Genomic DNA, 15126 nt, shown 5'->3' with positions numbered 1-15126 from the left:
ACAGCTTATTGTACTTCTTCACCAGCTAAGAAGAACCAGGTATCTAATACTGAGTCAGGGTTAAGTGACACTGAGCTAATACCTTGTTCCATAAGCCAAAAAGCAAGATCTGGATGGTCTGAAGGACCTTGACCACAGATACCGATATATTTATCAGCTTTACGGCAGGCATCAATCGCCATCGACAATAATTTCTTAACGGCAGGATCACGTTCATCAAATAGATGTGAGACGATACCTGAGTCACGATCAAGACCAAGAGTAAGTTGAGTTAAGTCGTTTGAACCAATTGAGAAGCCATCGAAGTGCTCGAGGAACTCTTCTGCTAGTAAGCAGTTAGTTGGTAGCTCACACATCATAATGATGCGTAGACCATTTTCACCACGTTTTAGACCATTCTTCTCGAGCAACTCAATGACTTGGGCTGCTTCGCCAACAGTACGTACGAAAGGAATCATAATCTCGACGTTGGTCAAGCCCATCTCATCACGTACACGCTTAAGCGCTTTACACTCAAGCTCAAAGCAGTCACGGAAGTTATCAGAAACGTAGCGGCTAGCACCACGGAAACCAAGCATTGGGTTCTCTTCTGATGGCTCGTATAATTTACCACCAAGTAAGTTGGCATATTCGTTCGATTTAAAATCTGACATGCGAACGATAACTGGTTGATCCATAAAGGCAACGGCTAACGTTGAGATACCTTCGACCAATTTATCAACATAGAAATCAACTGGTGAAGCATAACCTGCAATACGTTCATTAATCGCTTGTGCCACTTCACGTGGTAAGCTGTTCATATTTAACAATGCTTTTGGATGTACACCAATCATGCGGTTAATGATGAATTCAAGACGGGCAAGACCGATACCTTCGTTTGGCATTTGCGTGAATGAGAAGGCACGATCTGGGTTGCCAACGTTCATCATAATTTTAAATGCAAGCTCTGGCATAGACTCAATAGAGTTGGTCTGAATTTCAAAATCAATTTGGCTCTCATAAATAAAGCCTGTATCACCTTCAGCACAAGAAACGGTGACGTCTTGACCATCAACCAACAATTCGGTGGCATTACCACAACCAACGATAGCTGGAACACCAAGCTCACGCGCGATAATAGCAGCATGACAAGTACGGCCACCACGGTTGGTGATGATCGCAGAAGCACGCTTCATGACTGGTTCCCAATCCGGATCGGTCATATCTGAAACTAAGACATCGCCGTCTTGTACTTTGTCCATCTCATTTAAGTTGCTAACGATACGTACTTTACCTGCGCCAATACGTTGACCGATTGAACGACCTTCACATAATACTTTTGCATTGTTAGTATCGATGATATAACGTTCCATGACATTGCTATCTTGGCGGCTTTTCACCGTTTCTGGACGGGCTTGAACGATAAAGATTTCATTCGTATCACCGTCTTTTGCCCATTCGATGTCCATTGCTTGACCATAATGCTTTTCGATGGTCACTGCTTGTTTGGCAAGGTCAGTCAGCTCTTCAGTTGATAATGAGAACTGCATGCGCTCTTCTTTTTCGACATCGACAGTTTTGACCGATTTAGTCGTGCTGCCTTCATCACCATAAATCATTTTCTTATGCTTGCTGCCTAGGTTACGGCGAATAATCGCAGGCTTACCATCAGCAAGTAGGCGTTTCGATAAATAGAACTCATCAGGGTTAACCGCGCCTTGAACAACCATTTCACCTAGACCATAGCTTGATGTGATAAAGACCACTTGATCAAAGCCACTTTCGGTATCTAGGGTAAACATAACGCCCGCAGCACCTGTTTCTGAGCGTACCATACGTTGTACAGCAGCAGATAAGGCAACGCCTTCATGCTCAAAACCTTTATGTACACGATAAGAGATAGCACGGTCATTATAAAGGGAGGCAAATACTTCTTTAATAGCGATAAGGACGTTATCAATACCGCGAATGTTCAAAAAAGTCTCTTGCTGACCAGCAAATGAAGCATCTGGCAAATCTTCAGCAGTTGCAGAAGAACGTACAGCAACCGCGATATCTTTGCCATCACTCATCTCTTCGAATGATTTACGCACCTCTTGCTCAAGATCTTTTGGCAATTCTTGTTCAATAATCCACGTACGGATTTTTTTACCCGTAGCAGTAAGCTTATTAACATCGTTAACATCTAGCTCTTTAAGCTCGCTGTTAATCTTGTCAAGCAAACCTGTTTCAGTCAAAAAACGATTGAAAGCATTTGAAGTTGTAGCAAAGCCGCCTGGGACACTAACGCCCAAATCAGACAGATGACTGATCATCTCACCAAGCGAAGCATTCTTACCACCGACCATGTCAATGTCGTTTTTTCCTAACTGATCAAGATTGATCACAAGTGCTGTAGATTGAGCTGCCATGATAACTCCAGAAAATAAGGTTATTTAGTAAGGATTATAACGGTAAATTATACCGCTATATTTGGACAATTTCGAGGGGTTAAGCCAAAAAATTTATGAAAAAGATACAAATTATAGAGTTCTGCAATAAACAATCGCACTATTGTCTCACTTATCCGAATATAAAGCAGCTAATTCAGTCTAAATGTTCCTATAAATTATATGCCTATATGTAGCGCATAATATTTTAATAGTGCAAAAGGTCTATGACAATCTGTAGCAAGAACCCGCTATTAAGGTTCGCTAGTTATGCTAACTTTGATTCCTATTAAGACGCTATTATGAGTATAATGTAGAGCATGAAATATCAGGCGTATATGACAATGTAACTATTAATCTACCTATTTATATTATAGGAATGTGTTATAGCTGCTTACTGAATGTGCGTCACACAGCGACTTAATTATCGTACTTAATTAGTATAAGTATAATGAGTCAATTAAAGCTTACTATTGAGGTTTACACTGAGGTTTTCAAGTTATGTACTCTAACAATCCGTCCGAGCAAAATAAGCCTACTATTCAAAATCATCACGCTTTAAGTTTAGATAACTCACAAACTATAAGAAGTGCTTTTTTTATCTCTGATGGTACTGCCATTACTGCCGAAACGTTGGGTCGTTCTATATTGAGCCAGTTTGCCTCGGTACCATTTGAAACATGTGTATTACCCTATGTTGATAGCATAGAGCGCGCGGAAGATGCAGTTGAGAAGATCAACATGGCCTATCAGCGCGATGGATTATTACCATTAGTCTTCGATACTATTGTCAGTCCTGAAATCCGTGAGAAGATCAACTCTGCGCACAGCTGTAACTTGGATATGTATGAGGGTTTGATTGGACGTATCGCTGAAGAGACTGGGGTAGAGCCTGACGGTCACTCTGGTCATGCTCATGACAACGTCGACTCTGAAACTTATAAAGAACGTATCGACGCGGTACATTTTGCCTTAGACAATGATGATGGTGCACGCACTCGCCACTATAGTATGGCAGATATTATATTGATTGGTGTGTCACGTTCAGGCAAGACACCAACGTCTCTATACTTAGCTCTACAATTCGGTATTCGCGCTGCCAACTACCCGTTAACTGAAGATGATTTGTACGATAATCAGCTGCCAAAAGCGCTGCGTGAGCATAAAGACAAGCTATTTGGTTTGCTAATTGATACTGATCGCTTAGTAAAAATCCGTCAAGAACGCCGTGCGGGCAGTCGTTATTCGAGCTATCAGCAGTGTCAGCAAGAGCAGCGTGCCATACAAGGTATTTATATCACTCATGGTATTCCAAGCCTAGATGTCTCAGAGATGTCGGTTGAAGAGATTGCTACTCGTATCTTACAGATGACCGGTCTCAAACGCCGCATTGGTTAATTTCGCTTACGGTTGTTTTCTTCGCCATACCATACAAACTATATAAACATTGCTATATATTTATCACCAAATAGAGAGTGTTATGAGTCTATCCCATAAATCTAAAAAATCTCCCTTATTATTGATGGGCCTGCTATGCAGTACAGTTTTGCTCAGTGCCTGTCAATCATCTCCCTTCGCACGCGAACCAGTCCCTGAACCGCGCTATATACCTACTATTGTTTTAGGTGAGGCACAGACTTTAACGATTATGCCAGAGCGAGTGGCTTGTGCATCGGCACTACCAATGCAGTGTTTGCTAGCCAAATCTAGTAAAGATGGTTCAGTATTTCAGATTCCTTATGATTGGATTGATGACTTTACGCCAAGCCTTGGTACAGAATATGTGATTAGCGCACGTCCGCAAGTTGATGAAGAGCGTCAGAGTTTAAACGGGCACTGGACATTGCAAAATATCTTGTCACAACGTATGGTGGGCACGCCATAACATCATGATCTTGACTCATGTATATATTGATTCATGCACAGATTGTTTATGACTAACATAGATCGCTTATGACTCACATAAATAGCTTAATGATTAAGTAGTAAATAAATAAATAAAGAGGATATCATGGGAAGCAAACGCAAAGATGATACAACTAATGATACTGGTAGCGACACTCATACCGAAGTATCAAATAAAGACAGTGGTGCTGCACCTGTCACATCTCCTGAGCAGACCGAAGATAAAAATAAGCAAGAACAAATTGAGCAAACCCACGACCAAGTCACTGAAGATGTTATGCATCACCCTGATTTGGTCAATCCGCTAGATGATACGCGTATTGATATCAAATCAGGCTTCACTAAAGATTCACAACGTATAAAAGGTGATAAGCATAAGTTTGAATATGATGCTGTGATATTAGGTGCAGGTCCTGCTGGTGAAGCTGCTGCTATGAAGCTTGCTAAGTCTGGCAAAAAAGTAGTGGTTGTTGACCCGCGTGATCAGGTCGGTGGCAACTCTACGCATGTAGGTACGATTCCGAGCAAAGCGCTGCGCCAATCAGTATTCAACTTGATTAACTTCCGCCGTGATCCGATGTTCACTAAAGCTATGGAATATAAGCAAGTACCTCTAAATAAGGTGCTAGCAAATGCCCGTAAAGTAATACGTAATCAGGTCAGCACCCATACGCGCTTTTATGAGCGCAATCAAATTGAAGTCATTCATGGTTGGGGAAGTTTTTTAGATGCCAATACTTTGCGCATTGAGACTGATGAAAATATTTTTGAAAACATTACCTTCAATAAAGCGATCATCACGGTTGGTAGTCGACCTTATCGTCCTGAAATTTTAGATTTTGATCATCCGCGGGTCTTTGATTCTGACAAAATCCTACAAATGGATTATGTAGTCAAAAAAATCATCATTTATGGTGCGGGTGTCATCGGCTGTGAATATGCTTCAATTTTCACTGGCCTTGGCTATAAAGTTGATCTAATCAATAACCAAAACCAATTACTAAGTTATCTTGATAGTGAGATTAGTGATGCTATTGCGCATGACTTTAGACAGTTTGGTGTGGTCATTCGTAGTAATGAAGAGATTGACTATTTGGAGACTCATGATGACTATGTCATATTGCATCTAAAGAGCGGTAAAAAAATCAAGTCCGATGCGATTTTATGGTCAAACGGTCGCTCAGGTAATACTGAAGGACTAAATTTAGAAGCCATTGGTTTAAAGGCTAACGGCCGTGGACAGCTTAAAGTAGACGATACTTACTGTACAGAAGTTGAAAACATTTATGCCGCTGGTGACGTTATCGGTTGGCCATCTCTGGCTTCAGCTGCTTATGACCAAGGACGCTGTGCGGCGGCATTTATGGTTGGCGATAGTGATGCAGAGCCAGTATCGAGTGTACCAACTGGTATCTATACGATTCCTGAAATCTCAAGTATTGGTAAAACTGAGCAAGAATTAACGGACGAAAAAGTCCCTTATGAGGTGGGTCAAGCATTCTTTAAACACTTGGCGCGAGCGCAAATTATTGGTGAACGTTCTGGGGTATTGAAGATATTGTTCCATCGTGAGACGCTTGAAATCTTGGGTATCCATTGCTACGGTAATCATGCTTCAGAGATTATCCATATCGGACAGGCTGTGATGAAGTGTAATAATACGCTGGAGTATTTTGTAAATACGACGTTCAACTATCCAACGATGGCAGAAGCTTATCGGGTAGCAGCATTAAATGGTCTTAATCGAGTGTTCTAGATTTCAGTACACCTTAATTTAATATAAAAAAGCGCCTGTTATTGAATTAACAGGCGCTTTTTTTTGACCAAATGATTTTCAAGAGGGTTCTGTGATTTTCAAAGAGGGCTGTTTTTTCGCCGTACGCCAACAAAACAGCATCAGTAAAACGAAATAAAACACCCATAGTGCAGCAAGTGCATAAAATCCTATGGAGACTTGCGAGATGCTTGCACCCATTTGATTAAGCTGTACAGAAGTATTGATAGCAGGAGTGGTAGGTGCTAGCCAGCGCACAATTTGTAGTATTTCTGGAAGTTGGTTGGCAGGCCAGGGATAGCCACTGACAAAGAATATCGGTAGCGAGCTAAAGATCAAAATCTGTAGACTACGCTCCCGCTGACGAAACCATAATCCGAGCACGCAGCCAAGTGTAGCTACTGTTGGACAGAATAAAAGCAAGAATAGCAAGCTGCCAAGCATATTTTGCCCACGCGGATAATGATGGAGCTCAAAAGCCCAGCCATAATAAAAGCAACCAATGACAAAGCTTAGCGAGCTTAATGCAGCAATTCTACCAAGCCAACCGCCTATAGTCGTCATATGACGATGTTGCTCATACCAAGTTCCTATAAGCATGGCAGTTGCCATCAGTAATGTTTGCTGCAATATAATAATAGATACCGCGGGCACTACGTAAGCCCCGTAACCTTCAGTTTGATTATACAAAGGAATAATCCGTAGCGGTACAGCTTGCGTGTTTTGCACCGCAGTAGACGAATAAGCGCCTTGTGCAATGCTTTTCTTGACCTCAATGCCCGCTGATACCGTACTAACCGCTTGTAGAAATCCCATCTGAACATTTTTATTCAAAAGAAAGTAGCCGCCATTACCCAGTACGCTAACACTGGCTGCCTTTCCTGATAGTACTTGCTGCTCAAGACCGCTTGGAATAATCAGGTAGCCTGCAATTTCATCTGACCATATTGCTTCTTTAGCCTGTTGTTCATTAAGAAAGCGTGTAGTATCAAGCTGCGGACTGGCACTAGCGTAGCGAACGATAGTACGTGATAGGTCGCTATTGTCCTTATCAATAATACCGACAGGTACATGATTGACTACTTCAGTTGAATACGGCCACGGATAAAAAAAACCATAAATAATGGGCGCAATAAGCAGCATCAAAATTACACCACTATCGGTAAAGATATCTCTTAGCGTTTGTAAAAAGCTACCTAAAAAAGTTTGTGACGATGTTTGTGAAGGTAGAGTTGCTCTTGATGGTTTGTGCTTCTGTGTATATGACATTAGCGGGCTCCCCAGCGTTCAGGATGCGCCAATGCGCGTTTGGTTAACAATGTGGTAATTACCATCGCGATAATGGTCGCAATCATTAGACCGTAAACAATCGGTAAAGAAATAGCCACTGGTGCTTGCATTTGTAATTGCGCAATATGTAGTTTTAGATAATGAGTTAAAGGTAGGGCGTCCGACCAATGCTTAGCACTATCGCTAATTGCGATATAAGGGAAAGTGACACCAGCGAAAGCGTAAGAGGGCGCAGATACAAAGCCTGTTGCAGATAAGCCTGCACGCAATGAAAATGAAGCTACCGTAAATATAGCACCGAGCCAAAATGACAATATCATCAACAGAACAAGCCCAATATAAGTAGCTAGCAAAGAAGTTAACGCAATCGTCTGCTGCGGTGTAGCAAGCCATAATGCCAATATCGACCAGATACTATAAGCTAATATAGGCCAAAAATACTTGCCTGTCAGGCCAAATAGTAGCACCGGAATACTGATGTTTTGAGTAGATTGTGATTTGAAGTTAGCATTATTAACTTGGCTATCAAGTTCTGTTAACTGTCTATGACTGTTGTTTAGTAACGTCAGGTTAGGACTACCTGTATCAATAAAACGATACCAACGACCGAGCTGCTTATCACGTAACTCACGACCGATGGTTGTCGCACCGATTACCATTGCTAAAATATGTAGTAGGGCAGGAATAACAGTTGAGGCCAAAAATTTCTGGTAGTCAGTTGCAGCATTAAATAAGCTGATGCGTTGAACACTAATAGGTGAATAAGCGATAGTCGCCTGTGATGGTGCCACGCCTTGTTTGACTAAGCGTTGAATTTCAATCCCAGCTGATAGAGTACCAGCTACCGTTTGTACACTTTTTTGGATGATACCAGAATGAGTACCGTATTGAGCATTGACTTGCAAGACTATAGGCGCAGGCTTGCCAGATAGAATGTTGCGCTCGAAGTCTTCTGGGATAATGACAACTGCATAAATATCGCGCTGCAAAATAGCTGCTTCAGCTACTGCTGGCGAGGGATATAGCTGTCTAACCGTAATATCCGGACTGGCTTCCAAATACCGTACTAATGTGTTGGCGACAGGACTATTATCTTGGTCAATTACGCCGATAGGTAAATCCGTAATTTGGGTTTGCGCAAAAATCCACCAAATGAGTAATATCGTGACCAAAGGTATCCAGACCACCACGGAGAAGTCCCAATGGTTTTTGGTTAAAAAACGACGCTCGTACGCAGCACTACGCAGAAAAGCCTTGAACAGACGCATAACCTACTCTGGAGTCTGATTAATAGAAGTGGGGTCGATGTTCACAATGACACTCATCCCTGAACGGACGCGCGAGTCAGGAGTCATAGGTCGGGCTTTGACTTCAAAAGTACGTACATCAAAACCGTCGTCATTATTGGTTGGGCGCCAAGTCGCAAAATCAGACAATGTTGAGGTTGCATAAACGATGAATTGTTTAGTATGTGGGTTGTTAGCTGATGATAGTGCTGGAATAGTGCCAGTAAACTGCCGACCGATTGCAAATTGATTGAGATAGGTTTCGGTGACATTAAGTACTACCCATTGATCGTCTGTATTGACGAGTGTTAGGAGAGGTACACCTTGACCGATGACTTCACCAGTGCTGACAATCACATTATTTACAATTCCTGCAATAGGGCTTTTTAGATTGGCCTCTTCTTTGGCGACTAGTGCTTCTTCTAACTGGGCATCGACTTGTGCCACTTGTGCAGTAGCTGCTGACTTATCTTCGCTACGAGTACCTTCTACCGCTAAGTCATATTGTAGACGTGCCGCTATTGTTTGATCTTTAGTCGCAAGATATTGTGCGAATGCCTCATCACGTTTTTGCCGAGCCATCAAACCTTCTTCATAAAGTCGGTTGATACGTTCATAAGTACTGGCGGCTAGATCAGAGGCAGCTTTATTGGCTTGCCAAGCAGCTTTTGCTTGAGCAATCTCTTGAGGACGCGCGCCATTTTTTGCTTTATCCAACTGACTCTGTGCCATTTGTTTACCAGCACGAGCTTGATTAATCTTCGCGTTAATCTCAGGCGAATCCATCTCAATTAGCTGCTGACCGGCAGTTACTCTATCACCTTCAGTGACCATGATTTGAGCGATACGTCCAGGCACTTTGGCTGCGATAGACGTTTGCTGCATTTGCATCTGCCCTTGCAAGGTGATGACTTGCGGTTCACTATTTTGGGCGCTTCTAAACAATCCGTAAGCGATGACACCAAGCACCATGATAACGACTAACGCAATAACAGATTTTTTGACTGTCGCCTTTTTTTTCGCTGATGTAGCCTTTGAGTTTAGGCGCTGATAATCAGGTGCTGGCTGTTCAGATTTAATATTATCCATAGGTTCAATAGGCGTGTTTTCTGCATCCGAGTCGTTGTGATGTTCAGTCATGAAAATGGTATTCCTAAAGCAATAAAGTTGAGAATGAAGGGTTTATTGTAAAGGTAGCAGCATAAAAGGCTGCAAGGCAGTTCTCTAATCTTGATAACAATCAATAACGATCAGAGGTACTACCCTAAAGGCGTTTTAATGAATTATCAGTTTATCAGTACACGCGAACAGCATGAGGTTTAGAGCTTTCTATGGCTTCGAAATTAAAAATAGCACCAAAGGCTACGATGAATGCTGAATAGTAAAGCCACAGCATAATGACTACGGCTGCTGAAAGCGCACCAAACTCAGCGCTATAGTTATTAAAGTTTTGGACATAAATCGAAAACAGCACAGACAATAGAATCCAGAGAACGGTCGCAAGAGATGCTCCTGGCACCAGTTTTTTTAGCGGTATAGCGTCACGATTTGGCGCCAAACGATATAGGCTTAAGAAGCTTAAGAATATGATGCCAGCTAATATAGGCCATCTGCTCCAAAGTGCAATCGTCTTCGCTATTTGAGGGAAGGGGAAATAGGCCGCCCCTAAAGGAATAATAGCGATAGACGAGATTGCTATTATTAGGACAACTACCGCGGCAAAGGTTAAACCAACCGCTCGGATCGTACCTTGTATCAAGTTGCGCTCGTGCGTGATGTGAAAGGCAAGATTGACAAGAATAATTAGGGATTTGATGCCTTTAGAGCCAGCATAAAGGGCCAGTAATGTCGATGCAATCAGACCAAAAGTCAGTTTTGACGCGGTGTTAGAGGCCAGTTCGCTTAAACGTGAATTAAGGACTTCATATACACCATCAGGTATAAACTGACGCAAAATTAAAATCTGTTCTTGCATCTCAGAGGGTGAGAAAGCGAGACCATAAAGCAGCACAAACACGGCCATTGCTGGAAAAATAGATAAAAAACCAAAAAACCCTACGCTAGCGCAATGTGCCCAAACATTAGAGTTGTTCGCTATACGCCATATCTGTAGCAAGGGCTGAAGCCAACTTGTCAATTTAGAAATCAGTTTTTTCATAAAACAGTTATTCGCAGTAGGGTTAGTATCAGTAAGATTAGTAGCAGTAAAGTAAGGTCAGTAATAATATAGGCATTAGCAATTTAATTATAATCAGTACAAGCGCTTATCAACACGCCCTATCATTCTTAATATCAAATCATTGTTCAGAATACAAAGTAGGCAGCCTTATGTCAGCCGCATTTAGATAAGCATTAAAAGCGAGCGGCGTGCCACTACTTTGCATTAAAGCAGCTAACCCTTGTACATAAGCGTTTGCAGCTTGTGCTTGTTCGGTGCGAGCTTTGAGAGCTTGTGTTTGTGCTTGTACCACTTCAATCGTAGTATTTACGCCTTCTTGCAGTCCGAGGCGTCGTAAACGTAATACCTCTGTAGCCAAATCAACATTGCTTTGTAATGCTTGATAACGCGACTGAGCATTATTGACATCGTTCCAGTTTTTTTCCACCAGTAGTAGTAGATTGTCGCTCACTTCAATTTCGGATAGATCAGCTTGGCGAATTTTAGCATTACTGGATGCCAGCGATGCTGTTTTATCAAGTCCGCCCCATAGCTTCCAACTGGCTGATATACCTGCAATCCAGCTAGGATCCTTCTCAACTTGTACATAGCCATATAACATAACAGTGGGTTTATGACCGGTATCAGATAGCTCATGTAGTTTTTGGGCTTGCGCGCGTTTAGCAGCGACTTTCTGTAAGCCAGGATGATGGCTGAGTGCTAAATTTTGAAAGTAACTCACATCTGGTAGAGGCCGGCTGGAGACAAATAAAGGAGTCGTAGGTTTGATACGATAGTCAGTACGTAACAGACGTTGCAACGCAATCATAGCAAGGCGGGCGTCATTATTTGCGTTAACTGCTTCACTCTTTGCATCTGCCAGTGCAGACTGCGCTTCTAAACGATCTACACGTGATATAAATCCTTCTTCATATAGTCGCTTTGCCATATGGTCAGTCTGCTGCAACGTGTCATAGGCGTCTTCACGTAGGTAGGCGGCGATGATAGCCAATTGTGCCTTAAAGTAACGTTCAATCAACGTATTATAAAGCTCGTTTTTGTCGAGTATGCTGTCTGCCACTGCCTCTTGAGTGCGTGCATCTGATGCACCAGTGAGTGCCGTGGAACGCCCAGCAGTATAAACGGGCCAAGCAAAACCTAGGCCTGCACCCGTCGTAGAGCCCGAACGCTTAAAGTCATAGGAATCAGGAATACGATCGCCGACCATCTCGCCAAAGTTTGGCAAGTCTGGTAACGGCGGGATAGGAGGAACAATATCACCAGTATTAGCACCAGCATTATTTACTCCGTTGATTACGCCATTCTTGAGCGTTGATAAATCAATATCTTCCTGCACGTTGTAGGTACTGGCTGATAGCTGCGCAAATACAAAAGGATTGTCTATCGTTTTAAGGGCATCGGTTTGATATTCACTGGCTGCAATCGCAGCTTGATTGGCCGCGAGCTTAGGTGAGACTTGCAACAAAATCTCTTGGGCTTGTTCAAGACTCAAAAAGCTAGCCACCTCTAAAGGATAACTGTTAGCGATGCTTTTATGAGTAATAGGGTCGACGAGAGTATCTAGAGTGAGGGTGCTTGACGGCTGTACCAAAACAGAGCTGGCGGCCTCAGTATCAGCCGTTAACTTTTTACTATTGCCTACCGTGCTCTTATCGGTTGCATTGGCATCATATTTATAGTTTGCGTCTATAATCTGAGTAGTAGCAATAGGCGATATTTCGTCCTTTGAAATAAGATTTTTATCCTTACTCATAATTTCTATATTGCTGTTCGCTGCGGTATGAGTTGATATTCCTATCAGCATAATAGTGGCAATAGCACTAGGTAGAGATGAGATAACAAATTTCATAAGAGATACAAACCGTTAATCAGGAAACAAAATTTTGTCGTATAAGATGTTTTAATACAGAATACCTAAATAACAAGGATTGAATTAATCATCATCTATAGTATAAGTCTTAGCACTGATAATAAAGCGTACACTGTAGAGCCACAACCATGACGGGTCAATGCTTATTATTTACTTGTTATTCATTCAATATTGAGTTTTCTTATACTTAAGCAGGGTTTTTAACCTAAAACACTATATTATTTATAAAAAAAGATAAAAACCTGCTTCTCAATAAGAGTCTTTTGTTAATAGAAGATAGGCAAAAGACTAATGAAAAGATTTCAATGTAAGCAGTAATGCAAGCAGTATAGAGAGGCAAGCGCTATGTAGTATTATAAGACTATAAATTTCACAAAATGATGATGTATGTTTTATTTTATAACCTATTATGAGAAGAGACTACTATTAAAATAGACCGCTATATATAAATAGATACTGAAAAATATAGACAGCTGTTAAAAATATTGGACAAATATAGCAAGCGATATTGCGAATTAAGAGTGAGAGGTAAATGATGGCAGGATATATATTAGCCTTGGATCAAGGAACAACATCGAGTCGGGCGATTTTATATGATGATCACGCGCGTCCTATTGAGATTGCCCAACAGCCCACCACGCTGCAAACGCCAAAAGCTGGCTATGTAGAGCAAGATGCGCGGCAAATTTGGCAAACTCAAATCAGCTGTGCTCACGATGTCATTAATCAAGCAGGATTACTCGCAACTGATGTCACTAGCATTGCTATTACCAATCAGCGTGAATCTATCGTCATTTGGGATAAGCAAACGGGCACACCGTTGGCACCAGCCATTATTTGGCAAGACAGGCGCACAGCAAAATACTGTCAGGACTTAGCTAACGATAGTATGGGTGATATGTCGGTAGGTCTGTCAAAGAGGGTGCGGCAGATTACAGGCTTACGACTGGATCCTTATTTTAGTGCCAGCAAGATTTCTTGGTTGCTTGAGTACTATCCTAAGATAAAAGCCCGCGCGGCAAGTGGGCAGATAGCAATAGGTACTATTGATAGCTGGTTGATTTACCAGCTGACAGGTGGCGAGCATGTCATTGATGTCACCAATGCTTCACGTACACTATTATATGATATTCACAAGCTGGCATGGTCGGAGGAGCTATGCGCACGCTTTGATATACCGATGGCGATACTACCAAAAGTGCTGCCATCAGATGGTGAGTTTGGTAAAACCAAAAAGGGTTTATTTGCCAAGCAGATTCCTATCCATGCCGTATTAGGTGATCAGCAAGCAGCATTGTTTGGTCAAGGTTGTCTCAATCCTGGTATGGCCAAAAACACCTATGGAACGGGTTGTTTTATGCTAATGAATATTGGTCAGACTCCTAAACTTAGTGAGCACCAACTCCTGACCACGATAGCTTGGCAGCGTAAAGCACCAATAAATCGTGTAGAAAACTTATCTATTAGTGACATTGTGCAATCCGGTAAACGTATGCTACAAACACCCACTTCTTTCTTTGGACGTGAAGTAAATTATGCGCTAGAAGGCAGCGTGTTTATGGCAGGGGCTATCGTACAGTGGCTACGTGATAATTTGGGGATGATTAAACAAAGCTGTGATGTCGAAGATTTAGCTCGGCAGGTAGAAAGTAGCGAGGATGTCGTGTTGCTTCCCGCGTTTACTGGTCTTGGAGCACCTTATTGGCGCTCTGATATTCATGCCAGTATTAGTGGCATGAGTCGCGGCACTACCAAAGCACACATTGCTCGTGCTGCTCTTGAGGCGATTGCCTTTCAAACTTATGACGTTCTTATCGCTATGCAAAAAGACAGTCCGCATCCATTAACCGAGCTACGAGTCGATGGAGGCGCTGCTAATAATGATCTGTTGATGCAGTTTCAAGCAGACTTGCTTGGTGTACCTGTTTTGCGTCCCAAAGATACGGAAATCACTGCTAAAGGCGCAGCGCTTCTTGCTGGTTTAAAAAGTGGATTGTATGATGATCAAACTATGAAAGAATCATGGCAAGTAGACCGTATCTTTGAGCCTAACATGTCAGCTGAGAGACGTGCCCAACATCTTGATAAGTGGCAACGCGTTATTACTAAGGCGTTAATGGATATCTAAAATATCTTTCAAAATGTATTAGATATAAAATTTTCATTAGGTATAAATAGGTAAAGAATATTATCAAAGATACCTAAAACACTGTATTAACGACCATATCAGTATCAACATAAATACCTAATAATATGCTCTTTAATTACTATATTTAGCATAGATTTATATACACACGTTATAACTATACACCGTGTAACATAAGGTCATCGCAGTGTTGACATAATTTACATAAACGTTCTATCGATAAGTGTTGATAGTTTTTTATACTTCAAATGTGATTGATTAATACAAC

The 15126-nt window shown here is 41.8% G+C and carries 10 protein-coding genes; 4 read left to right on the top strand and 6 right to left on the bottom strand.

Annotation, left to right across the window (positions count from 1 at the left end; genetic code table 11):
* Positions 1-5: 5 nt before the first annotated feature.
* Positions 6-2390 (bottom strand): phosphoenolpyruvate synthase, encoded by a 2385-nt coding sequence (gene ppsA / locus AAEY87_RS06765; RefSeq protein ID WP_068036195.1) that lies wholly within the window; start codon positions 2388-2390, stop codon positions 6-8.
* A 519-nt stretch (positions 2391-2909) separates the two neighbouring features.
* Between ppsA and ppsR the strand changes: the two genes are divergently transcribed.
* The 3 genes from ppsR to sthA all read left to right on the top strand — a co-directional run bounded on the left by ppsR (position 2910) and on the right by sthA (position 6069).
* Positions 2910-3806, top strand: coding sequence for a posphoenolpyruvate synthetase regulatory kinase/phosphorylase PpsR (gene ppsR, locus AAEY87_RS06760; RefSeq protein ID WP_068036193.1), 897 nt, complete (start codon positions 2910-2912; stop codon positions 3804-3806).
* 82 nt (positions 3807-3888) lie between these two features.
* Complete coding sequence (locus AAEY87_RS06755; protein WP_068036191.1) at positions 3889-4293, top strand: DUF4377 domain-containing protein; 405 nt, start codon at positions 3889-3891, stop codon at positions 4291-4293.
* A 126-nt stretch (positions 4294-4419) separates the two neighbouring features.
* Positions 4420-6069, top strand: a complete 1650-nt coding sequence (gene sthA / locus AAEY87_RS06750; protein WP_068036189.1) for a Si-specific NAD(P)(+) transhydrogenase — start codon at positions 4420-4422, stop codon at positions 6067-6069.
* A gap of 78 nt (positions 6070-6147) precedes the next feature.
* On the opposite strand, the gene AAEY87_RS06745 is transcribed toward sthA, so the two are convergent.
* The 5 genes from AAEY87_RS06745 to AAEY87_RS06725 form a co-directional block, all read right to left on the bottom strand.
* Positions 6148-7356 (bottom strand): ABC transporter permease, encoded by a 1209-nt coding sequence (locus AAEY87_RS06745; protein WP_350656496.1) that lies wholly within the window; start codon positions 7354-7356, stop codon positions 6148-6150.
* Positions 7356-8645, bottom strand: coding sequence for an ABC transporter permease (locus AAEY87_RS06740; protein ID WP_350656495.1), 1290 nt, complete (start codon positions 8643-8645; stop codon positions 7356-7358). The genes AAEY87_RS06745 and AAEY87_RS06740 overlap by 1 nt, the downstream gene beginning before the upstream one ends.
* Before the next feature lie 3 nt (positions 8646-8648).
* Positions 8649-9803, bottom strand: a complete 1155-nt coding sequence (locus tag AAEY87_RS06735) for an HlyD family secretion protein (protein ID WP_350656494.1) — start codon at positions 9801-9803, stop codon at positions 8649-8651.
* A gap of 154 nt (positions 9804-9957) precedes the next feature.
* Positions 9958-10821 carry a YihY/virulence factor BrkB family protein gene (locus AAEY87_RS06730; RefSeq protein WP_350656493.1) on the bottom strand — a complete coding sequence of 288 codons (864 nt, stop codon included), beginning with the start codon at positions 10819-10821 and terminating at the stop codon, positions 9958-9960.
* Positions 10822-10960: 139 nt separating this feature from the next.
* On the bottom strand, positions 10961-12691 hold the full coding sequence (locus AAEY87_RS06725) for a TolC family protein (protein WP_350656492.1): 1731 nt from the start codon (positions 12689-12691) through the stop codon (positions 10961-10963).
* 556 nt (positions 12692-13247) lie between these two features.
* On the opposite strand from AAEY87_RS06725, the gene glpK reads away from it, so the two are divergent.
* Complete coding sequence (gene glpK / locus AAEY87_RS06720) at positions 13248-14840, top strand: glycerol kinase GlpK (RefSeq protein ID WP_350656490.1); 1593 nt, start codon at positions 13248-13250, stop codon at positions 14838-14840.
* The last annotated feature ends 286 nt before the right edge of the window (positions 14841-15126 follow it).

This window comes from Psychrobacter sp. S1-30-MNA-CIBAN-0213 (assembly GCF_040309845.1).
GTDB lineage: Bacteria > Pseudomonadota > Gammaproteobacteria > Pseudomonadales > Moraxellaceae > Psychrobacter.
This window is presented reverse-complemented; position numbering and strand designations above follow the sequence as displayed.

Excerpts from the sequence above, each read along its gene's own strand:
- ppsA (WP_068036195.1), bottom strand. The coding sequence starts at position 2,390 with ATGGCAGCTCAATCTACAGCACTTGTGATCAATCTTGATCAGTTAGGA.
- ppsR (WP_068036193.1), top strand. The coding sequence starts at position 2,910 with ATGTACTCTAACAATCCGTCCGAGCAAAATAAGCCTACTATTCAAAAT.
- AAEY87_RS06755 (WP_068036191.1), top strand. The coding sequence starts at position 3,889 with ATGAGTCTATCCCATAAATCTAAAAAATCTCCCTTATTATTGATGGGC.
- sthA (WP_068036189.1), top strand. The coding sequence starts at position 4,420 with ATGGGAAGCAAACGCAAAGATGATACAACTAATGATACTGGTAGCGAC.
- AAEY87_RS06745 (WP_350656496.1), bottom strand. The coding sequence starts at position 7,356 with ATGTCATATACACAGAAGCACAAACCATCAAGAGCAACTCTACCTTCA.
- AAEY87_RS06740 (WP_350656495.1), bottom strand. The coding sequence starts at position 8,645 with ATGCGTCTGTTCAAGGCTTTTCTGCGTAGTGCTGCGTACGAGCGTCGT.
- AAEY87_RS06735 (WP_350656494.1), bottom strand. The coding sequence starts at position 9,803 with ATGACTGAACATCACAACGACTCGGATGCAGAAAACACGCCTATTGAA.
- AAEY87_RS06730 (WP_350656493.1), bottom strand. The coding sequence starts at position 10,821 with ATGAAAAAACTGATTTCTAAATTGACAAGTTGGCTTCAGCCCTTGCTA.
- AAEY87_RS06725 (WP_350656492.1), bottom strand. The coding sequence starts at position 12,691 with ATGAAATTTGTTATCTCATCTCTACCTAGTGCTATTGCCACTATTATG.
- glpK (WP_350656490.1), top strand. The coding sequence starts at position 13,248 with ATGGCAGGATATATATTAGCCTTGGATCAAGGAACAACATCGAGTCGG.